This is a genomic window from Pseudomonas sp. NY15437, assembly GCF_048068435.1.
Lineage (GTDB): Bacteria > Pseudomonadota > Gammaproteobacteria > Pseudomonadales > Pseudomonadaceae > Pseudomonas > Pseudomonas nitroreducens_B.
In genome coordinates this window covers 47,202-66,291 of record NZ_JBLUQC010000015.1, presented here as the reverse complement: position 1 = coordinate 66,291, position 19,090 = coordinate 47,202, and the positions used below count along the sequence as shown (strand labels likewise).

Below are 19,090 nucleotides of genomic sequence, written 5' to 3'. Positions count from 1 at the left end.
TTGGTTTCCCCAGTTTGGCAAAGAGGCCGCGCGCGTTAGCGGGCAGCCTCTTGCGGGGCGACAGTCGTGAGACCGTCTATTACTGCTTGGAAGCGGCTACTTGAGCAGCAACCTCGGCAGCGAAGTCAGCTTCGACTTTCTCGATGCCTTCACCGACTTCGTAACGGATGAAGGAAACGATTTCAGCACCGGCTTTCTTGGCCAGGTCGCCGACCTTGACTTCCGGGTCCTTGACGAACGCTTGCTCGACCAGGCTGGCTTCGGCCAGGAACTTCGAGATACGGCCTTTGACCATGTTCTCGACGATGTTTTCCGGCTTGCCCGCGATCTTGTCGGCGTTCAGAGCGAGGAAGATTTCCTTCTCTTTGGCAACGGCTTCTTCGGAAACCTGCGACGGATCCAGGAACTGCGGGTTGCTGGCAGCGATGTGCATGGCGATGTCGCGAGCCAGGTCAGCGTTGCCGCCCTTCAGGGTGACCAGAACGCCGATGCGGTGGCCGTGCAGGTAAGCGCCAACCACGTCACCTTCAGCGCGAGCCAGACGACGGATGTTGACGTTTTCGCCGCACTTCGCGACCAGGGCTTCACGGGCCGATTCCTGCTCGGCGATCAGCGGAGCGGCGTCGGTCAGCTTCTGGGCAACAGCCTTGTCCAGGCTGGCAGCCACGAAGGCCTTGAAGTCATCCTGCAGGGCCAGGAAGTCGGTCTGCGAGTTGACTTCGATGATGGTAGCGGCCTTGTTGTCATCAGCCACTTTAACGGCGATGGAACCTTCGGCGGCGATGTTGCCAGCCTTCTTGGCAGCCTTGATGGCGCCGGAAGCGCGCATGTCGTCGATGGCCTTCTCGATATCGCCTTCGGCGGCTACCAGTGCCTTCTTGCACTCCATCATGCCCTGGCCGGTACGCTCACGCAGTTCCTTGACCAGTGCTGCAGTAATTTCTGCCATTTCGAAATCCTCTTGAGTTGCTCTCAAAACCAGATCGCCCGGCTGCCCGGGCGGAATGTACAGGGTGGCAAAAAGGGGGCCTAGCCCCCTTTCCGCGCACCGTAGGACGTCTGGACGTCCTGGAATCAGCCTTCGGCGGATTCGGCCGGCGCTTCTTCGACGAACTCGTCGGCGCTCACGCCACCGGCGGACTTGCCGCGCAGTACGGCATCAGCCATGGAGCCCAGGTACAGCTGAACGGCGCGGATGGCGTCGTCGTTACCCGGGATAACATAGTCAACGCCTTCCGGGCTGCTGTTGGTATCGACGATGCCGATAACCGGGATGCCCAGCTTGTTGGCTTCGGTGATAGCGATGCGCTCGTGGTCGACGTCGATCACGAACAGCGCGTCCGGCAGTCCGCCCATGTCCTTGATGCCGCCCAGGCTGCGATCCAGTTTTTCCAGATCACGGGAGCGCATCAGAGCTTCTTTCTTGGTCAGCTTGGCGAAGGTGCCGTCTTCGGCCTGGGTTTCCAGCTCGCGCAGACGCTTGATCGACTGACGGATGGTCTTGTAGTTGGTGAGCATGCCGCCCAGCCAACGGTGGTCGACGTACGGCATGCCGCAACGGGCAGCTTCTTCGCGAACGATCTTGCCAGCGGAACGCTTGGTGCCGACGAACAGGATCTTGTTCTTGCCCTGGGCCAGGCGCTCAACGAAGGTCAGGGCCTCGTTGAACATCGGCAGGGTTTTTTCGAGGTTGATGATGTGGATCTTGTTGCGCGCGCCGAAAATGAACTTGCCCATTTTCGGGTTCCAGTAACGGGTCTGGTGGCCGAAGTGCACACCGGCCTTCAGCATATCGCGCATGTTGACTTGGGACATGATAGTTCCTCGATAAGTCGGGTTAGGCCTCCATGCATCCCAACGGCCAACCCTCCGACTGTGTCGAAAGGCACCCAGGCCATCGTGTCGATGCATGTGTGGGTTAATGCCCTGAAATGGCCGTAGCCTCCAGAGCGGGGCGCTTTATACCACAACCCCGGCCATAACAAAACCCGAAAGGACGTCCGGCATCGAATCCGCCGCCTCGCCCGTACCGCTCGTCCGCCCTGCCCTACCCTTAATAGGAGGGCCGCAAGTCTGATAGACTTGCGTATTCCTCTCATTTACCCGCGCGTACGCAGCGCCTGAAGAGAAGTCGCATGACCGTCACCATCAAGACGCCCGAAGACATCGAGAAAATGCGCGTCGCCGGCCGTCTGGCCGCCGAAGTGCTGGAAATGATCGGCGAACACGTCAAGCCCGGCGTTACCACCGACGAACTGGACCGCATCTGCCACGACTATATCGTCAACGTGCAGAAAGCCATTCCGGCTCCGCTGAACTACAAGGGCTTCCCCAAGTCCATCTGCACCTCGATCAACCACGTGGTGTGCCACGGCATTCCCAACGAGAAGCCGCTCAAGGAAGGCGATATCGTCAACATCGATATCACCGTGATCAAGGACGGCTACCACGGCGACACCAGCAAGATGTTCCTGGTCGGCAAGACCCCGGAATGGGCGGACCGCCTCTGCCAGATCACCCAGGAATGCATGTACAAGGGCATCGCCGTGGTCAAACCGGGCGCGCGCCTGGGCGACATCGGCGAGGTGATCCAGAAGTACGCCGAGAAGAACGGCTTCTCGGTGGTGCGCGAGTACTGCGGCCACGGCATCGGCAAGGTGTTCCACGAGGAGCCCCAGGTGCTGCACTACGGTCGCGCCGGCACCGGCCTGGAGCTCAAGGAAGGCATGATCTTCACCATCGAGCCGATGATCAACCAGGGCCGCCCGGAAACCCGCCTGCTGGGCGACGGCTGGACCGCCATCACCAAGGACCGCAAGCTGTCCGCGCAGTGGGAGCACACCGTGCTGGTCACCGCCGACGGCTACGAGATCCTGACCCTGCGCAACGACGAAAGCTTCCCGCGCACCCCGGCGTAAGCCGCGCGGTTTGCATTCTTGCCGACGGCTGGGTAGAACATAGAAATCCCGGCCCGGCACAGCCACCGGGCCTTGCGCCAAGCGCACGGCCCGGTCGCCCTCTTGCCCCTGCCCTCCCTCTATCCCTGAATCAGGAAGGCCGCCATGCCGCAGGTGGATCCCGAGTTGTTCGACCGTGGGCAGTTCCAGGCGGAACTGGCCCTCAAATCCAGCCCCATCGCCGCCTTCAAGAAGGCCATTCGCCAGGCCAACGAGGTGCTCGACGCCCGCTTCAATGGCGGCCGCGACATCCGCCGGCTGATCGAGGACCGCGCCTGGTTCGTCGACCAGATCCTGCAGCAGGCCTGGAACCGCTTCGACTGGGGCGACGACGCTGACATCGCGCTGGTCGCCGTGGGCGGCTATGGCCGCGGCGAATTGCACCCGCACTCGGACATCGACCTGCTGATCCTGCTCGACAGCGAGGACCAGGAGAGCTTCCGCGAGCCCATCGAGGGCTTCCTCACCCTGCTCTGGGATATCGGCCTGGAAGTCGGCCAGAGTGTGCGCTCGGTCGCCGAGTGCGCCGACGAAGCGCGCGCCGACCTCACCGTGGTCACCAACCTGATGGAGTGCCGGACCATCTCCGGCCCGAACAGCTTGCGCCAGCGCATGCTCGACGCCACCAGCGCGCGGCAGATGTGGCCCAGCGGGCAGTTCTACCTGGCCAAGCGCAAGGAACAGATCCACCGCCACACCAAATACAACGACACCGAGTACAACCTCGAGCCCAACGTAAAAGGCTCGCCGGGCGGCCTGCGCGACATCCAGACGCTGCTCTGGGTCGCCCGCCGTCATTTCGGCAGCCTCAACCTGCATGCCCTGGTGCGCGAAGGTTTCCTGGTGGAGAGCGAATGCTCGGTGCTGGCCTCCAGCCAGGAATTCCTCTGGAAGGTCCGCTACGCCCTGCACATGCTCGCCGGCCGCGCCGAAGACCGCCTGCTGTTCGATCATCAGCGGCGCATCGCCGGCCTGCTCGGCTATGAAGGCAACGACGCCAAGCTGGCCGTCGAGCGTTTCATGCAGAAGTACTACCGCGTGGTGATGGCCGTTTCCGAGTTGAACGACCTGATCATGCAGCACTTCGAGGAAGTGATCCTGCGCGCCGGTGAGAACGGCCAGATCCAGCCGCTCAACAGCCGCTTCCAGCTGCGCGACGGCTACCTGGAAGTCACCCACGCCAACGTCTTCAAGCGCACCCCGTTCGCCCTGCTGGAAATCTTCGTGCTGCTGGCCCAGCACCCGGAGATCAAGGGCGTGCGCGCGGACACGATCCGCCTGCTGCGCGACAGCCGCCACCTGATCGACGACGACTTCCGCCACGACATCCGCAACACCAGCCTGTTCATCGAGCTGTTCAAGTGCCAGGAGGGCATCCACCGCAACCTGCGGCGGATGAACCGTTACGGCATCCTCGGCCGCTACCTGCCGGAATTCGGCCTGATCGTCGGGCAGATGCAGCACGACCTGTTCCACATCTATACGGTCGACGCCCACACCCTCAACCTCATCAAGCACCTGCGCAAGCTGCGCCGCCCGGACATGGCGGAAAAGTACCCGCTGGCCAGCAAGATCATGGAGCGCCTGCCCAAGCCCGAGCTGATCTACATCGCCGGCCTCTACCACGACATCGCCAAGGGTCGCGGCGGCGATCACTCGGAACTGGGCGCGGTGGACGCCGAGCACTTCTGCCAGCGCCACCAGTTGCCGCCGTGGGACACCAACCTGGTGTCCTGGCTGGTGCAGAACCACCTGATCATGTCCACCACGGCCCAGCGCAAGGACCTGTCCGATCCGCAGGTGATCTACGACTTCGCCCAGTTGATGGGCAACCAGACCTACCTGGACTACCTCTACGTGCTCACCGTGGCCGACATCAACGCCACCAACCCGACACTGTGGAACTCCTGGCGCGCCAGTCTCCTGCGTCAGCTCTACACCGAGACCAAGCGCGCGCTGCGCCGTGGCCTGGAAAACCCGGTGGACCGCGAGGAGCAGATCCGCCAGACGCAGAGCGCGGCCATCGACATCCTCGTGCGCGGCGGCATCGACCAGGACGACGCCGAGCAGCTCTGGAGTCAGTTGGGTGACGACTACTTCCTGCGCCACAGCGCGGCGGACGTCGCCTGGCACACCGAAGCCATCCTGCAGCACCCCGACGACGGCACGCCCCTGGTGCTGATCAAGGAAACCGCCCAGCGCGAGTTCGAGGGCGGCACGCAGATCTTCATCTACGCCGGCGACCAGCACGACTTCTTCGCCGTGACCGTGGCGGCGATGGACCAGCTCAACCTGAACATTCAGGACGCGCGAATCATCACTTCCACCAGCCGCTTCACCCTCGACACCTATATCGTGCTCGACGCCGATGGCGGCTCGATCGGCAACAATCCCGAGCGAGTCGCGGAAATTCGCGAAGGTCTGGCCAACGCCCTGAAAGACCCGGACGAGTATCCGACCATCATCCAGCGCCGCGTGCCGCGCCAGCTCAAGCACTTCGCCTTCGCCCCGCTGGTGACCATCTCCACCGACGCGGCCCGCCAGGTCAGCGTGCTGGAAGTGATCGCCCCGGACCGCCCCGGCCTGCTGGCGCGCATCGGTGGCCTGTTCCTCGATTTCGACCTGTCGGTGCAGAACGCCAAGATCGCCACCCTGGGCGAACGCGTGGAGGACGTGTTCTTCGTCACCGACGCGCAGAACCAGCCGCTATCGGACCCGGAGCTCTGCAAACGCATCCAGACCGCCCTGGTGGACATCCTCTCCGATGGCGGCCAGCCGAGCATGCCGGTCCGCATCAGTATCTAGTCCGCATTTAGAACGAAGCATTGAGAACGAAAGAGCCCTGCCATGAATCCTGCCCTCGACTCGCTCCAGCCCTACCCTTTCGAGAAGCTCCGCGCCCTGCTGGCCGGTGCCCAGCCGCCGGCCGAGCTGAAGCCCATCGCGCTGTCCATCGGCGAACCCAAGCACCGCTCGCCGGACTTCGTCGCCAAGGCCCTGGCCGACAGCCTCGATCAACTGGCCGTCTACCCGACCACCCTGGGCATCCCGGCCCTGCGCGAAGCCATCGCGGCCTGGTGCGAGCGCCGCTTCAAGGTGCCGGCCGGCTGGCTGGACGCCGCGCGCCACGTGCTGCCGGTGAACGGCACCCGTGAAGCGCTGTTCGCCTTCACCCAGACCGTGGTGGACCGCAACGCCAAGGGCCTGGTGATCAGCCCGAACCCGTTCTACCAGATCTACGAAGGCGCAGCCCTGCTGGCCGGCGCCGAGCCGCACTACCTGCCCTGCCTGGAAAGCAACGGCTTCAACCCGGACTTCGACGCCGTGCCGGCGGAGGTCTGGGCGCGCTGCGAGATCCTCTTCCTCTGCTCGCCGGGCAACCCCACCGGCGCACTCGTTCCGCTCGCCGAGCTGAAGAAGCTGATCGCCCTGGCCGACGAACACGACTTCGTCATCGCCGCTGACGAGTGCTACAGCGAGCTGTACTTCGACGAACAGAACCCGCCGGCCGGCCTGCTGACCGCCTGCGCCGAGCTGGGCCGCTCGGACTTTGCGCGTTGCGTGGTGTTCCACAGCCTGTCCAAACGCTCCAACCTGCCGGGCCTGCGCTCGGGCTTCGTCGCCGGCGACGCCGAGGTGCTGAAGAAATTCCTGCTGTACCGCACCTACCATGGCTGCGCCATGCCGGTTCAGACCCAGCTGGCCAGCGTCGCGGCCTGGAAGGACGAGGACCACGTGCGCGCTAACCGCGACCTGTACCGCGAGAAGTTCGACGCGGTGCTGGACATCCTCGGCGGCGTGCTCGACGTGCAGCGCCCGGACGGCAGCTTCTATCTCTGGGCGAAAACCCCGATCGCCGACACCGAGTTCTGCCGCGGCCTGTTCGACGCGCAGCACGTTACCGTGGTGCCGGGCTCCTACCTGTCCCGCGAGGTGAACGGCGAGAACCCCGGCGCCAACCGCGTACGCATGGCACTGGTGGCCCCGCTGGCCGAATGCGTGGAAGCCGCCGAACGCATCAAGCGCTACGTGCAGGGCCTGTAAAGGGTCACAGCCGTAGGTTGCCTATCTGTAGGAGCGAGCTTGCTCGCGAACACCCCTGGATCCGGCGTTGCCGGATGACTCGGTTCGCTAGCAAGGTCGCTCCTACAAAACACGCTACACCCACCGCCCCGCCTTGCTGGTCACCCAGGCCTCCTGGTTATCCAGCTCGCCCAGCACCTCGCGCATCGTCTCGTCGTCGATCTCGTGTTCGCGGCGCATCCGGTACAGCTCCAGCCGCTGCGCGCGCAGCGCCTTGATCCTCAGCGCCTGGTCGGCCAACTCCAGGGCACGGGCGCGCTCGCGGGCTTCCTTGCTGTCCGGTGCCGGGTCCAGCTCATGGCGGTACTCGGCCATCAGCTTGGCCTTCATCTCCGCCAACCGCGCCGTTTCGTCGGCGTCGCCGTCCGCGCTGGCAGGCATCTCCTCGCCCTCCAGCATGCGAATGGCCGCCGCTGCGGTCTTGCGCCAGACGGCCAGCGCCTCCAGCTCGCGCTGGTCGTTGCTGGCCGCCGGCAACCCACGCAGGAGAATCGGCAAGCCAATGGTCGCAGCGATCAACGACACCAGGATCACCCCGGCGGCGATGAAGATGATCAGGTCGCGCTGCGGGAAGGCCGAGCCGTCGTGCAGCAGCAGGGGTACCGAGAGCACGCCGGCCAGGGTCACCGCCCCGCGCACCCCGCTCAACGCGGAGATCGCCGACAACCGCAGCACCGGCTCGCCCGCCCGGCCGCCCAGCTCGATGCCCCACCACTGCTCGAAGCGCACGGACACCTTCCAGTAGCACCAGACCCAGCCAAAGCGCAGCAGGAGTAGCACGGCGAACACCGCCAGCACATAGAACAGCAGCAGCGAGGAGCGCCACATCACATCGTCGGCGTGATGGGCGACCGATTTGAGGATGTCCGGCAGTTGCAGCCCCAGCAGCAGAAAGACCACACCGTTGAAGGCGAACTCCAGCATCGACCAGACGCTGCGGTTGAGCAGACGGGTGTTGGTCTGCCGCGGCAGCAGGTCGACCCAGCTCTGCATCATGCCCGCCGCCACCGCCGCGAGGATGCCCGACACGCCCAGCTCCTCGGCGATCATGTAGCAGGCGAAGGGCAGGAGCAGCATCAGCACCACGTGGGTGGCCGGGTCGTCCCAACCGCGACGGATCATCCAGGCGCGGATGCGCCCCAGCAGCCAGCTGAGGAATACGCCGCTGGCCAGGCCGCCGACGGCCACCAGCAGGAAGTTCAGGCTGGCATCCATCAACGAGAAGGTGCCGGTCATGGCCGCGGCGATGGCGAACTTGAACGCCACCAGACCCGAGGCGTCGTTCATCAGCGCCTCGCCCTGCAGCACATGCATCAGGCGCTTGGGCAAACGGTTCTGGGCGATGGCCGACACCGCCAGGGCATCGGTGGGCGACAGCACAGCGGCCAGCGCAAAGGCGGCGGCCCAGGGAATCTCCGGAATCAGCAGGTGGATGAACACGCCGCCGCCCACCACGGTGAACAGCACCAGGGCAAAGGCCAGCGTGAGGATCGGCCAGCGCATCTTCCAGAACTCGCCCTTGGGCATACGCCAACCATCGGCGAACAGCAGTGGCGGGATGAACAGGAACATGAACAGTTCCGGGTCCAGCGCCACGTGCAGCCCCAGGCTGGGCCAGGCCAGCGCGGCGCCGGCGGCGATCTGGATCAGCGGCAGCGGCAGCGCAATGAGCTGCGCGGCGAGTCGGGTTCCCCCCACGACCAGCAGCAGGATGAGGACGGTATAGACGGTTTGCATCGACGAACTCCCAGCACAGCTCTCCATTGAAGCACCCGACGGCCGTCGGATCAGCCTCGCATCGGGCAAAAAACTGTTGCAAACCACCGACCTCCCGGCGGCGTCCCGCAACGGCCGCGGAAATGGCATAATCCCGCGCCTGAAAAAAGCATCGAAAAGGAGTAGCGCCCCGTGAGTGAGCGGACGCTGTATGGCATCAAGGCCTGCGACACCATGAAGAAAGCCCGCGTGTGGCTGGACGAGCATGGCGTCGAGTACGCCTTTCACGACTACAAGAGTAGCGGCATCGACCGCGAACACCTGCGCCAATGGTGCGCCGAGCATGGCTGGGAAACCGTCCTGAACCGCGCCGGCACCACCTTCCGCAAGCTGGATGACGCGCAGAAAGCCGATCTCGACCAGGACAAGGCCATCGAACTGATGGTGGCGCAGCCGTCGATGATCAAGCGCCCGGTACTCGACCTGGGTGACCGCACCCTGGTCGGCTTCAAGCCCGACGCCTACGCCGCGGCGCTGGCCTGAGAGCGGACGCCATGAGCATCGCCTGGGCCCTGTTCCTCCCCGCCTGCTTCGCCCTGAACATGGCGCCGGGACCGAACAACCTGCTGTCGCTGAACAACGCCGCGCGCTTCGGCCTGCTGCGCGCCAGCCTCGCCGGCGGCGGTCGGCTGCTGGCATTCGCGGGCATGCTGGCACTGGCCGCTTCGGGCGTGGCGCTGGTGCTGCAGGCCTCGGCCTGGCTGTTCCTGGCGATCAAGCTGGTGGGCGCCGGCTACCTGCTGTGGCTCGCCGTGCAACTGTGGCGCGCACCGACGGCGAACCTGTCGGTGAACGGCACTCCGGTTGCCGCCACCAGCCTGTGGCGCCTGGCTCGCCAGGAGTTCTGGGTGGCCGCCGGCAATCCGAAGGCCGTTTTGATCTTCACCGCGTTCCTGCCGCAGTTCGTCGATCCGCGTCAGGCCGTGGGCGCCCAGTTCGCCCAACTCGGCGCAGCCTTCCTGCTGCTGGAATGGCTGGCCATCGCCCTTTACGGGCTCGCCGGGGTCCGCCTCGGCAAGCTGCTCGCCGGCGCACGCGCCCGGCGCCTGTTCAACCGTGGTTGTGCCGCGCTGCTGGGCAGCGCCGGGCTGGGCCTGCTGCTCAGCCGCCGTCCGGCCTGACCGAATCCGTTCTTCGAGAATCTCTTTCAAGGAATCCCCCACATGTCGAAATCCCTGTTCAGCATCGCTTTCGGTGTCGGCACCCAGAACCGCCAGGGCAACTGGCTGGAAGTCTTCTACGCGCAGCCGCTGCTGAACCCCAGCGCCGAACTGGTCGCTGCCATCGCTCCGCTGCTGGCCTATGAAGGCGGCAACCAGGCGATCGCCTTCACCGCCCACCAGGCTTACCAGCTGGCCGACGCCGTCGAGACCGTCGATGCCGCCCAGGCCGCCCTGCTCAACCGCCTGGCCGAGAGCCAGAAGCCGCTGGTCGCCACCCTGCTGGCCGAGGACGCCGCCCCCAGCTCCACCCCGGAGGCGTACCTGAAGCTGCACCTGCTGTCCCACCGCCTGGTCAAGCCGCACGGCCTGAACCTGACCGGCATCTTCCCGCTGCTGCCGAACGTGGCCTGGACCAACCAGGGCGCCGTCGACCTGGCCGAGCTGGCCGAACTGCAACTGGAAGCGCGCCTGAAGGGCAAGCTGCTGGAAGTCTTCTCGGTCGACAAATTCCCCAAGATGACCGACTACGTGGTCCCGGCCGGCGTGCGCATCGCCGACACCGCCCGCGTGCGCCTGGGCGCCTACATCGGTGAAGGCACCACCGTGATGCACGAAGGCTTCGTCAACTTCAACGCCGGCACCCAGGGCCCGGGCATGATCGAAGGCCGCGTCTCCGCGGGCGTGTTCGTCGGCAAGGGCTCCGACCTGGGCGGCGGCTGCTCCACCATGGGCACCCTGTCCGGCGGTGGCAACATCGTCATCAGCGTCGGCGAAGGCTGCCTGATCGGCGCCAACGCCGGCATCGGCATCCCGCTGGGCGACCGCAACATCGTCGAAGCCGGCCTGTACGTCACCGCCGGCACCAAGATCGCCGTGCTGGACGACCAGAACAACCTGGTGAAAGTCGTCAAGGGCCGCGACCTGGCCGGCCAGGCCGACCTGCTGTTCCGCCGCAACTCGCAGACCGGCGCGGTCGAGTGCAAGACCAACAAGACCGCCATCGAGCTCAATGAGGCGCTGCACGCGCACAACTAAAAAATTGGCCTGAAGCTGCTGCGCTAGGCCATGCTGCGTTGAAATCAGGCGCGGGCGTGCTCATTTACAATCGTAAACTGCGCGCCCACGCCTGATTTCGCCTTGCCTGGCCGTCGCTCGCGACGCTTCACATCCAATTTTTACGTGCTGCCTGTCATGACTGTTAAATCTCCCTGGCGCTCCGACTTCCCGGCCCTCGCCGCCTTCGAGGCCGAAGGCCAGACCTACCTCGACAGCGCCGCCACCGCGCAGAAACCGCGCGCCATGATCGACGCCCTCGCCGGCTACTACGCCAGCGGCGCCGCCAACGTGCATCGCGCCCAGCACCTGCCCGGCGAGCGCGCCACCCGCGCCTTCGAAGCGACCCGCAGCCTGGCCGCCAATTGGCTCAACGGCGGCAGCCCGGCGCAGATCGTCTTCACCCGTGGCGCCACCGAAGCGCTGAACCTGCTGGCCTACGCTCTGGAAGGCCAGTTCCAGCCGGGCGACGAGATCGTCGTCAGTGCCCTGGAGCACCACGCCAACCTGCTGCCCTGGCAGCAACTGGCAAAACGCCGTCGCCTGAAGCTGGTGGTGCTGCCGTTGGACGCCAGCGGGCGTATCGACCTGAACCGCGCCGCCCCCCTCATTGGCCCGCGCACCCGCCTGCTCGCGGTCAGCCAGCTGTCCAACGTGCTCGGCACCTGGCAGCCGCTGCCCGAGCTGCTGGGGATGGCCCGCCAGCACGGCGCGCTGAGTGTGGTCGATGGTGCCCAGGGCGTGGTCCATGGCCGACACAACCTGTCGGCACTGGGATGTGATTTCTACGTCTGCTCCAGCCACAAGCTCTACGGCCCGGAGGGCCTCGGCGTGCTCTGGGGCCGCGCGGAAGCGCTGGAGCGCCTGACGCACTGGCAGTTCGGCGGCGAAATGGTCCGCGTGGCGGACTACTTCGACGCCCAGTTCCACAGCGCGCCCATGGGCTTCGAGGCCGGCACCCCGCCCATCGGTCCGGTGATCGCCCTGGGCGCCACGCTGCAATGGCTGGCCGCCCGGGACAGCGCCGAGGTCGGCGGGCACGAGGACTTCCTCCATGCCCGCCTGCTGGCCGGCCTGCGCGCCCGTGATGGCGTGCGCGTGCTGGGCGAGCCGGACGTCGCGCTGGCCAGCTTCGTGGTCGAGGGTGTGCACGTTGCCGACCTGGGCCATCTGCTCACCGAGCAGGGCATCGCCGTGCGCGCCGGGCACCACTGCGCCATGCCGCTGATGAAGACCCTGGACGTCGCCGGCGCCCTGCGCGTCTCCCTCGGCCTGTACAACGACAGTGCCGACCTGGAGCGCTTCTTCGCCGCGCTGGACAACGCCCTGGAGTTGCTGCGGTGAGCCTGCCCGCCGCTGCCAGGGAAGCCTTGCAGGCGTTCACCGCCTTGCAAGGCTGGGAGCAACGCGCCCGCCTGCTGATGCAATGGGGCGAACGCCTGGAACCACTGAGCGAAGCCGAACGCGGCGACGACCAGCGCGTGCAGGGCTGCGAGAGCAACGTCTGGCTGGTGGCGGATCGGCGGGATGGTCGCTGGCACTTCCGCGCCTATAGCGATGCGCGCTTGCTGCGCGGCTTGCTGGCCCTGCTGCTGGTGCGGGTGGACGGCCTGCCGGCGGACGAGCTGTCCGCCATCGACCTGCCGGGCTGGTTCGAGCAGTTGGGCCTGGGCAGGCAACTGTCGCCGTCGCGCAGCAATGGCCTGAACGCCGTGCTCAGGCGCATGCAGGAACTGATCGGCGGCTGATACGAATGTGTGTACGTAGGAGCGGACTCCGTCCGCAACAGGTCCGCATCGTGCCGGAGGCCATCGCGGATAAATCCGCTCCTACAAAATCGGTCAGCCGATGGAGCGTTCCGAAGGCCGCCGCGCGCCGTCGACGATCTTGTCCACCGCCCGCGCCGCCGCCACCATGCCGAAGGTCGCAGTGACCATCATCACCGCGCCAAAACCGCCAGCGCAGTCCAGTTTCACCCCCTCGCCGACGAAGCTCTTGGACTGGCACACGGTGCCGTCCGGCTTGGGATAGCGCAGCTGCTCGGTGGAAAACACGCACGGCACGCTGTAATGCCGGCCCGGCGTGCGGGAGAAGTTGTAGTCGCGGCGCAGCGTCGAGCGGACCTTGGCCGCCAACGGGTCGTTGAAGGTCTTGTTCAGGTCGGCGACCTGGATCTGCGTCGGGTCCACCTGCCCGCCTGCGCCACCGGTGGTGATGATCTGCAGCTTGCGGCGCTTGCACCAGGCGATCAGCGCGGCCTTGGCGGCAACGCTATCAATGCAGTCAATCACACAGTCCAGCTCGGGGGTGATGTAGTCCGCCATGGTGTCGCGGGTGACGAAATCGGCCACGGCGTGGACAACGACAGCCGGGTTGATCGCCCTCAGGCGCTCGGCCATGACCTCGACCTTGGGCTTGCCCACGGCGCCCTGGATGGCATGGACCTGGCGGTTGGTGTTGGTGACGCAGACGTCGTCGAGGTCGAACAGCGAAATCTCGCCCACACCGCTGCGCGCCAGGGCCTCGGCCGCCCAGGACCCCACGCCGCCGATCCCGACCACCGCCACATGGCTGGCCGCCAGCCGCTCCAGGCCTTCGCGACCGTATAGCCGCGCGATTCCGCCGAATCGCTGTTCATCCCGTTGCATCGCCCACACCTCTTGTCGAAACGGCCGGCATTCTATAACGACCCGGCGCCTGTATCGACGAGCCTCGGCACGCCTGCAACAAAGCCGGTTTGCCGCAGTCTCAGTCACGCGCCTACAACCCATTCTAAACTGTCGGAAAATACCCACGGACGCCTGCGCGGCGGACGGTGCCGGTAACCTGTACAGCCCCCGGAGTGCGGGGTAGGATGCGCCCCGACCGGCCAGTCCCGTACAGCGACTGTCCCGGCCCCTCCCCGTTCCACCCTTTGGAACCCGATCGCACCATGCCTGCACGCAAGTTTGGCCTCAACCTGGTGGTGTTCGTCGCCCTCGCGGCGCTCTTCACCGGCTTCTGGGCCCTGTATAACCGCCCCGTCAGTGTTCCCGACTGGCCGGAAAGCATTTCCGGATTCTCGTTCTCGCCCTTCCGCCTGAACCAGAATCCGCAGCGGGACCAGTTCCCCAGCGACGACGAAATCCGCTCGGACCTGGAACTGGTCTCCCGGAATACCGACAACATCCGCACCTACTCGGTGAAGGGTTCGCTGGCGGACATCCCCCGCCTGGCCGAAGAGTTGGGCATGCGCGTCAGCCTGGGCATCTGGATCGGCCCGGACGAAGCCGAGAACGAGGCGGAGATCGAGCGCGGCATCGAAATCGCCAACAACTCGCGCAGCGTGGTGCGGGTGATCGTCGGCAACGAGGCGCTGTTCCGCCGCGAAGTCACGGTCGAGCAACTGACCGCCTACCTGGACCGCGTGCGCAAGGCGGTGAAGGTGCCGGTGACCACCGCCGAGCAGTGGCACATCTACGAGAAGTACCCGGAGATGGCCAAGCACGTCGACCTGATCGCCGCCCACGTGCTGCCCTACTGGGAATACACGGCGATGAACGACGCCGTGCCGTTCGTCCTCGAGCGCGCCAAAGAGCTGCGCGCCAAGTTCCCGCGCAAGCCGCTGCTGCTGGCCGAAGTCGGCTGGCCGAGCAACGGCCGCATGCGCGGCGGCGCGGACGCCACCCAGGCGGACCAGGCCATCTACCTGCGCACCCTGACCAATGCGCTGAACAAGAAGGGCTACAACTATTTCGTCGTCGAGGCCTTCGACCAGCCGTGGAAAGTCGGTGACGAAGGCTCCGTAGGCGCCTACTGGGGCGTCTACAACGCGCAGCGCCAGCCCAAGTTCAACTTCACCGGGCCGGTGGTGAACATCCCCCAGTGGCGCGCCCTGGCAGTGGCCTCGGTGGTGATGGCGCTGCTCGCGCTGACCCTGCTGATGATCGACGGCAGCGCCCTGCGTCAGCGCGGGCGGACCTTCCTCACCGTGGTTGCCTTCGCCGGCGGCTCGGTGCTGGTGTGGATCGCCTACGACTACAGCCAGCAGTACAGCACCTGGTTCAGCCTGACCGTCGGCGGCCTGCTGGGCATCGGCGCGCTGGGCGTGTTCATCGTGCTCCTGACCGAGGCCCACGAGCTGGCCGAAACCGTCTGGGTGCGCAAGCGTCGCCGACCGTTCGACCCGGTGCTCAGCGATACCGGCTACCGGCCCAAGGTCTCGGTACACGTGCCCTGCTACAACGAACCGCCGGAGATGATGAAGAAGACCCTGGACGCCCTGTCCCGGCTCGACTATCCGGACTTCGAAGTGCTGATCATCGACAACAACACCAAGGACCCGGCAGTGTGGGAGCCGGTGCGCGACTACTGCGAAGTGCTCGGCCCGCGCTTCCGCTTCTTCCACGTCGCGCCGCTGGCCGGCTTCAAGGGCGGCGCGCTGAACTACATCCTGCCGCACACCGCGCCGGACGTCGATGTCGTCGCGGTGATCGACGCCGACTACTGCGTCGAACCGAACTGGCTCAAGCAGATGGTGCCGCACTTCAGCGACCCGAAGATCGCGGTGGTGCAGTCCCCGCAGGACTACCACGACGGCGAGGAAAACGTCTTCAAGAAGCTCTGCTACGCCGAGTACAAGGGCTTCTTCCACATCGGCATGGTCACCCGCAACGACCGCGACGCGATCATCCAGCACGGCACCATGACCATGATCCGCCGTACCGTGATGGACGAGCTCAAGTGGGCCGACTGGACCATCTGCGAGGACGCCGAGCTGGGCCTGCGGGTGTTCGAGAAGGGCTATTCGGCGGCCTATTCGCACCAGAGCTTCGGCAAGGGCGTGATGCCCGACACCTTCATCGACTACAAGAAGCAGCGCTTCCGCTGGGCCTATGGCGCCATCCAGATCATGAAGGGCCACGCTCGCGCGCTGTTCCAGGGCAAGGACAGCAAGCTCACCCTCGGCCAGCGCTACCACTTCATCGCCGGGTGGCTGCCGTGGATCGCCGATGGCATGAACATCTTCTTCACCCTCGGCGCGCTGCTGTGGTCCTCGGCGATGATCATCGTGCCCAAGCGGGTCGACCCGCCGCTGCTGATCTTCGCCATCCCGCCGCTGGCGCTGTTCTTCTTCAAGTTCGGCAAGATCCTGTTCCTCTACCGCCGTGCGGTGGGCGTGAACCTGGTGCGCTCCTTCCAGGCGGCGGTGGCGGGCCTTGCGCTGTCGCACACCATCGCCAAGGCGGTGCTGTACGGGGCGTTCACCAAGACCATCCCGTTCTTCCGCACGCCGAAGATGGCCTCCAACCATGGGCTGCTGGTGGCATTGGCGGAAGCACGCGAAGAGGTGTTCATCATGCTCCTGCTGTGGGGCGCGGCGCTGGGCATCGTCCTGGTGCAGGGCGTACCGAGCCGCGACATGATGTTCTGGGTCGCCATGCTGCTGGTGCAGTCGCTGCCCTACCTCGCCGCCCTGGTGATGGCCATGCTGTCCGCCGCGCCCAAGGCGCAGGAAGCGCCGGCAGCAGACGCCGCAGCGGCCAGCTGAGGGTGGGCCGTTCCTTGCCAGTTCGGAGCGGCGCGCCCTCTCCCTGACCCTGGCTACGCGCCCCGCTCCGAAGGGAGAGGGGAGCGTTCAGAGCAGGATGGCACCACTGCGTCAGTCGGCACGGTCAGCTCCCTCTCCCTTCAGGGAGAGGGCGGGGGAGAGGGCGTCACTGGCACAGGCTTGCAGAAGGCACTCTCCCGACCAGTGAATCCACTCCGCCTGTCCCCTCCCAAGAACGCCGGCCATCCACCGGCGTTTTTGCTTTAAGATGGGCGCCTTTTTCCGTTCCGCCCCCAGGATGCCCCTCATGTCCCTCTCGCCGACACTGGCCCTCGCCTGCGAGCTGATTCGCCGTCCCTCTGTCACACCGGTCGATGCCGACTGCCAACAGCTGATGATGCAGCGCCTGGGCGCCTGCGGCTTCGCCCTGGAGCCCATGCGCATCGAGGACGTGGATAACTTCTGGGCCCTGCGCCAGGGCCGCGACGGCGCCAACGGGCCGGTGCTGTGCTTCGCCGGCCACACCGACGTGGTGCCGACCGGCCCCGAGCAGGCCTGGCAGCACCAGCCGTTCGACGCCCTGATCGATGCCGACGGCATGCTCTGCGGGCGCGGCGCGGCGGACATGAAAGGCAGCCTGGCGTCGATGATCATCGCCACCGAGCGCTTCGTCGCCGACCACCCGGACCACCGCGGCAGCATCGCCTACCTGATCACCAGCGACGAGGAAGGCCCGGCGCATCACGGCACCAAGGCCGTGGTCGAGCGCCTGAAGGCGCGCAACGAGCGCCTGGACTGGTGCATCGTCGGCGAGCCGTCGAGCACCACCCTGGTGGGTGACATCGTCAAGAACGGTCGCCGTGGCTCCCTCAGCGCCACCCTCACCGTCCGCGGCAAGCAGGGTCATGTGGCCTATCCGCACCTGGCGAAGAACCCGATCCACCTGGCCGCCCCGGCCCTGGCGGAGCTCGCCGCCGAGCACTGGGACAACGGCAACGATTACTTCCCGCCAACCAGTTTCCAGATCTCCAACATCAACGGCGGCACCGGCGCGACCAACGTCATCCCGGGGGAGCTGAAGGTCGTCTTCAACTTCCGCTTCTCCACCGAATCCACCGTGGAAGGCCTGCAGCAGCGCGTCGCGGCGATCCTCGACAAGCACGGCCTGGATTGGCACATCGACTGGGCGCTGTCCGGCCTGCCCTTCCTCACCCAGCCGGGCGAGCTGCTCGATGGCGTGGCCGCGGCGATCCGCGCCGTCACCGGCCGCGAGACCACACCGTCGACCTCCGGCGGTACGTCCGACGGCCGCTTCATCGCCACCATGGGCACCCAGGTGGTCGAGCTCGGCCCGGTGAACGCCACCATCCACCAGGTGGACGAGCGCGTGCTGGCCAGCGACCTCGATGTGCTGACCGAAATCTACTACCAGACCCTGGTGCGACTGCTGGCATGACTGGACCGAACAAAGGCTTCTGCCTGGGCGCCGTACAGCCCGACACCCCGCCGCCCGCGCCTGCCGCCGAGCGTCGCTATTCGCTGCGCGTGTACCAGATCGCCCAGCGCCGCCGCTCGTTGCCCACCGTGCTGCGCAACGACCTGCCGCAGCCGCTGGTGCCGCCGCAAGGGAAGAAGGGATGCTGATCTGCCCGCTGTGCCGCGAGGCACTGACCGCAGTCGACAATGGCGTCGCCTGCCCCGCCGGCCACCGCTTCGACCGCGCCCGCCAGGGCTACCTGAACCTGCTGCCGGTGCAGCACAAGAAGAGTCTCGACCCGGGCGACAACGCCGCCATGGTCGAGGCGCGCCGGCACTTCCTCGGCGCCGGGCACTATGCGCCGCTGGCCAGGCGCCTGGCCGAGCTCGCCGCCGAGCGCGCTCCCAGCCGCTGGCTGGATATCGGGTGCGGCGAGGGCTACTACACCGCGCAGCTGGGTGAAGCCCTGCCACAGGCCGACGGCTATGCGCTGGATATCTCCCGCGAGGCCGTCAAACGCGCCTGCAAACGCGCCCCGCAACTGACCTGGATGGTCGCCAGCATGGCCCGCGTGCCGCTGGCCGACGCCTCCTGCCAATTGCTCGCCAGCGTGTTCAGCCCGATCGACTGGAAGGAAGCCGCGCGCCTGCTGACGCCCGGCGGCGGCGTGCTGCGCCTGGGCCCGGCGCGCGATCACCTGCTGGAGCTGCGCAAACGCCTGTACGACGAAGTTCGCGAGTACGTCGAGGACAAGCACCTCGCCGACCTGCCCGAAGAGCTCAAGCTGGCGCATACCGAACAACTGAGCTTCACGCTGCCGCTGCACACCCGCGAAGCGCGCGAGCACCTGCTGGCGATGACGCCCCACGGCTGGCGGGTCAACCCCGAGCGGCGCGAGCGCATCCTCGCCGAGCCCTTCGAGGTGACGGTCGCGGTACGCTACGATTGGCTGGAACGCCAAGCCCCCTGAAGCCGGTTCAAGGCCGGCCTGCGCTCGCTCATGCGGCGTTAGAAACCAATTCAAAATGCTCATTTACTATACGTAAACTCC

Annotated in this window: 16 protein-coding genes; 12 read left to right on the top strand and 4 right to left on the bottom strand. The window is 66.1% G+C overall.

Translation table 11 applies throughout. The features are described from left to right. Positions 1-79: 79 nt before the first annotated feature. The gene (tsf, locus tag ACNFIA_RS26355; protein WP_259756596.1) at positions 80-949 is read right to left on the bottom strand and encodes a translation elongation factor Ts; all 870 of its coding nucleotides are present in this window, start codon (positions 947-949) and stop codon (positions 80-82) included. A 125-nt stretch (positions 950-1,074) separates the two neighbouring features. Then, the gene (gene rpsB, locus ACNFIA_RS26350) at positions 1,075-1,815 is read right to left on the bottom strand and encodes a 30S ribosomal protein S2 (RefSeq protein ID WP_259756598.1); all 741 of its coding nucleotides are present in this window, start codon (positions 1,813-1,815) and stop codon (positions 1,075-1,077) included. A 305-nt stretch (positions 1,816-2,120) separates the two neighbouring features. Between rpsB and map the strand changes: the two genes are divergently transcribed. The 3 genes from map to dapC all read left to right on the top strand — a co-directional run bounded on the left by map (position 2,121) and on the right by dapC (position 7,001). Beyond that, positions 2,121-2,918 (top strand): type I methionyl aminopeptidase, encoded by a 798-nt coding sequence (gene map, locus ACNFIA_RS26345; protein WP_416790022.1) that lies wholly within the window; start codon positions 2,121-2,123, stop codon positions 2,916-2,918. A 144-nt stretch (positions 2,919-3,062) separates the two neighbouring features. After that, the gene (locus tag ACNFIA_RS26340; RefSeq protein ID WP_416789926.1) at positions 3,063-5,762 is read left to right on the top strand and encodes a [protein-PII] uridylyltransferase; all 2,700 of its coding nucleotides are present in this window, start codon (positions 3,063-3,065) and stop codon (positions 5,760-5,762) included. A 42-nt stretch (positions 5,763-5,804) separates the two neighbouring features. Further along, positions 5,805-7,001, top strand: coding sequence for a succinyldiaminopimelate transaminase (gene dapC / locus ACNFIA_RS26335; protein WP_416789925.1), 1,197 nt, complete (start codon positions 5,805-5,807; stop codon positions 6,999-7,001). 114 nt (positions 7,002-7,115) lie between these two features. Here dapC and ACNFIA_RS26330 read toward each other — a convergent pair whose 3' ends face one another. Then, complete coding sequence (locus tag ACNFIA_RS26330; protein WP_416789924.1) at positions 7,116-8,777, bottom strand: Na+/H+ antiporter; 1,662 nt, start codon at positions 8,775-8,777, stop codon at positions 7,116-7,118. Positions 8,778-8,948: 171 nt separating this feature from the next. On the opposite strand from ACNFIA_RS26330, the gene ACNFIA_RS26325 reads away from it, so the two are divergent. From ACNFIA_RS26325 to ACNFIA_RS26305, 5 genes are all read left to right on the top strand, one after another. After that, a complete protein-coding gene (locus ACNFIA_RS26325) occupies positions 8,949-9,299 on the top strand; it encodes an ArsC family reductase (protein WP_416789923.1) in 351 nt (116 codons plus the stop codon). A gap of 11 nt (positions 9,300-9,310) precedes the next feature. Then, positions 9,311-9,937 carry a LysE family translocator gene (locus ACNFIA_RS26320; protein ID WP_416789922.1) on the top strand — a complete coding sequence of 209 codons (627 nt, stop codon included), beginning with the start codon at positions 9,311-9,313 and terminating at the stop codon, positions 9,935-9,937. A 42-nt stretch (positions 9,938-9,979) separates the two neighbouring features. Continuing rightward, the gene (dapD, locus tag ACNFIA_RS26315) at positions 9,980-11,014 is read left to right on the top strand and encodes a 2,3,4,5-tetrahydropyridine-2,6-dicarboxylate N-succinyltransferase (RefSeq protein ID WP_259756606.1); all 1,035 of its coding nucleotides are present in this window, start codon (positions 9,980-9,982) and stop codon (positions 11,012-11,014) included. A 156-nt stretch (positions 11,015-11,170) separates the two neighbouring features. Beyond that, positions 11,171-12,376: an aminotransferase class V-fold PLP-dependent enzyme gene (locus tag ACNFIA_RS26310; protein ID WP_416789920.1), complete on the top strand. Its 1,206-nt coding sequence runs from the start codon at positions 11,171-11,173 to the stop codon at positions 12,374-12,376. After that, positions 12,373-12,780: a SufE family protein gene (locus ACNFIA_RS26305; protein WP_416789918.1), complete on the top strand. Its 408-nt coding sequence runs from the start codon at positions 12,373-12,375 to the stop codon at positions 12,778-12,780. The genes ACNFIA_RS26310 and ACNFIA_RS26305 overlap by 4 nt, the downstream gene beginning before the upstream one ends. Before the next feature lie 93 nt (positions 12,781-12,873). On the opposite strand, the gene tcdA is transcribed toward ACNFIA_RS26305, so the two are convergent. Further along, positions 12,874-13,680, bottom strand: a complete 807-nt coding sequence (gene tcdA / locus ACNFIA_RS26300; RefSeq protein ID WP_259756609.1) for a tRNA cyclic N6-threonylcarbamoyladenosine(37) synthase TcdA — start codon at positions 13,678-13,680, stop codon at positions 12,874-12,876. A gap of 284 nt (positions 13,681-13,964) precedes the next feature. Between tcdA and ACNFIA_RS26295 the strand changes: the two genes are divergently transcribed. From ACNFIA_RS26295 to ACNFIA_RS26280, 4 genes are all read left to right on the top strand, one after another. Further along, positions 13,965-16,562: a glycosyltransferase gene (locus tag ACNFIA_RS26295; protein ID WP_416789916.1), complete on the top strand. Its 2,598-nt coding sequence runs from the start codon at positions 13,965-13,967 to the stop codon at positions 16,560-16,562. A gap of 298 nt (positions 16,563-16,860) precedes the next feature. Further along, on the top strand, positions 16,861-18,018 hold the full coding sequence (gene dapE, locus ACNFIA_RS26290) for a succinyl-diaminopimelate desuccinylase (protein WP_416789915.1): 1,158 nt from the start codon (positions 16,861-16,863) through the stop codon (positions 18,016-18,018). Continuing rightward, positions 18,015-18,206 carry a hypothetical protein gene (locus ACNFIA_RS26285; RefSeq protein WP_259756614.1) on the top strand — a complete coding sequence of 64 codons (192 nt, stop codon included), beginning with the start codon at positions 18,015-18,017 and terminating at the stop codon, positions 18,204-18,206. The genes dapE and ACNFIA_RS26285 overlap by 4 nt, the downstream gene beginning before the upstream one ends. Continuing rightward, positions 18,200-19,009 carry a putative RNA methyltransferase gene (locus ACNFIA_RS26280; RefSeq protein ID WP_416789913.1) on the top strand — a complete coding sequence of 270 codons (810 nt, stop codon included), beginning with the start codon at positions 18,200-18,202 and terminating at the stop codon, positions 19,007-19,009. Before ACNFIA_RS26285 ends, ACNFIA_RS26280 begins: the two co-directional genes overlap by 7 nt. Positions 19,010-19,090 lie beyond the last annotated feature (81 nt).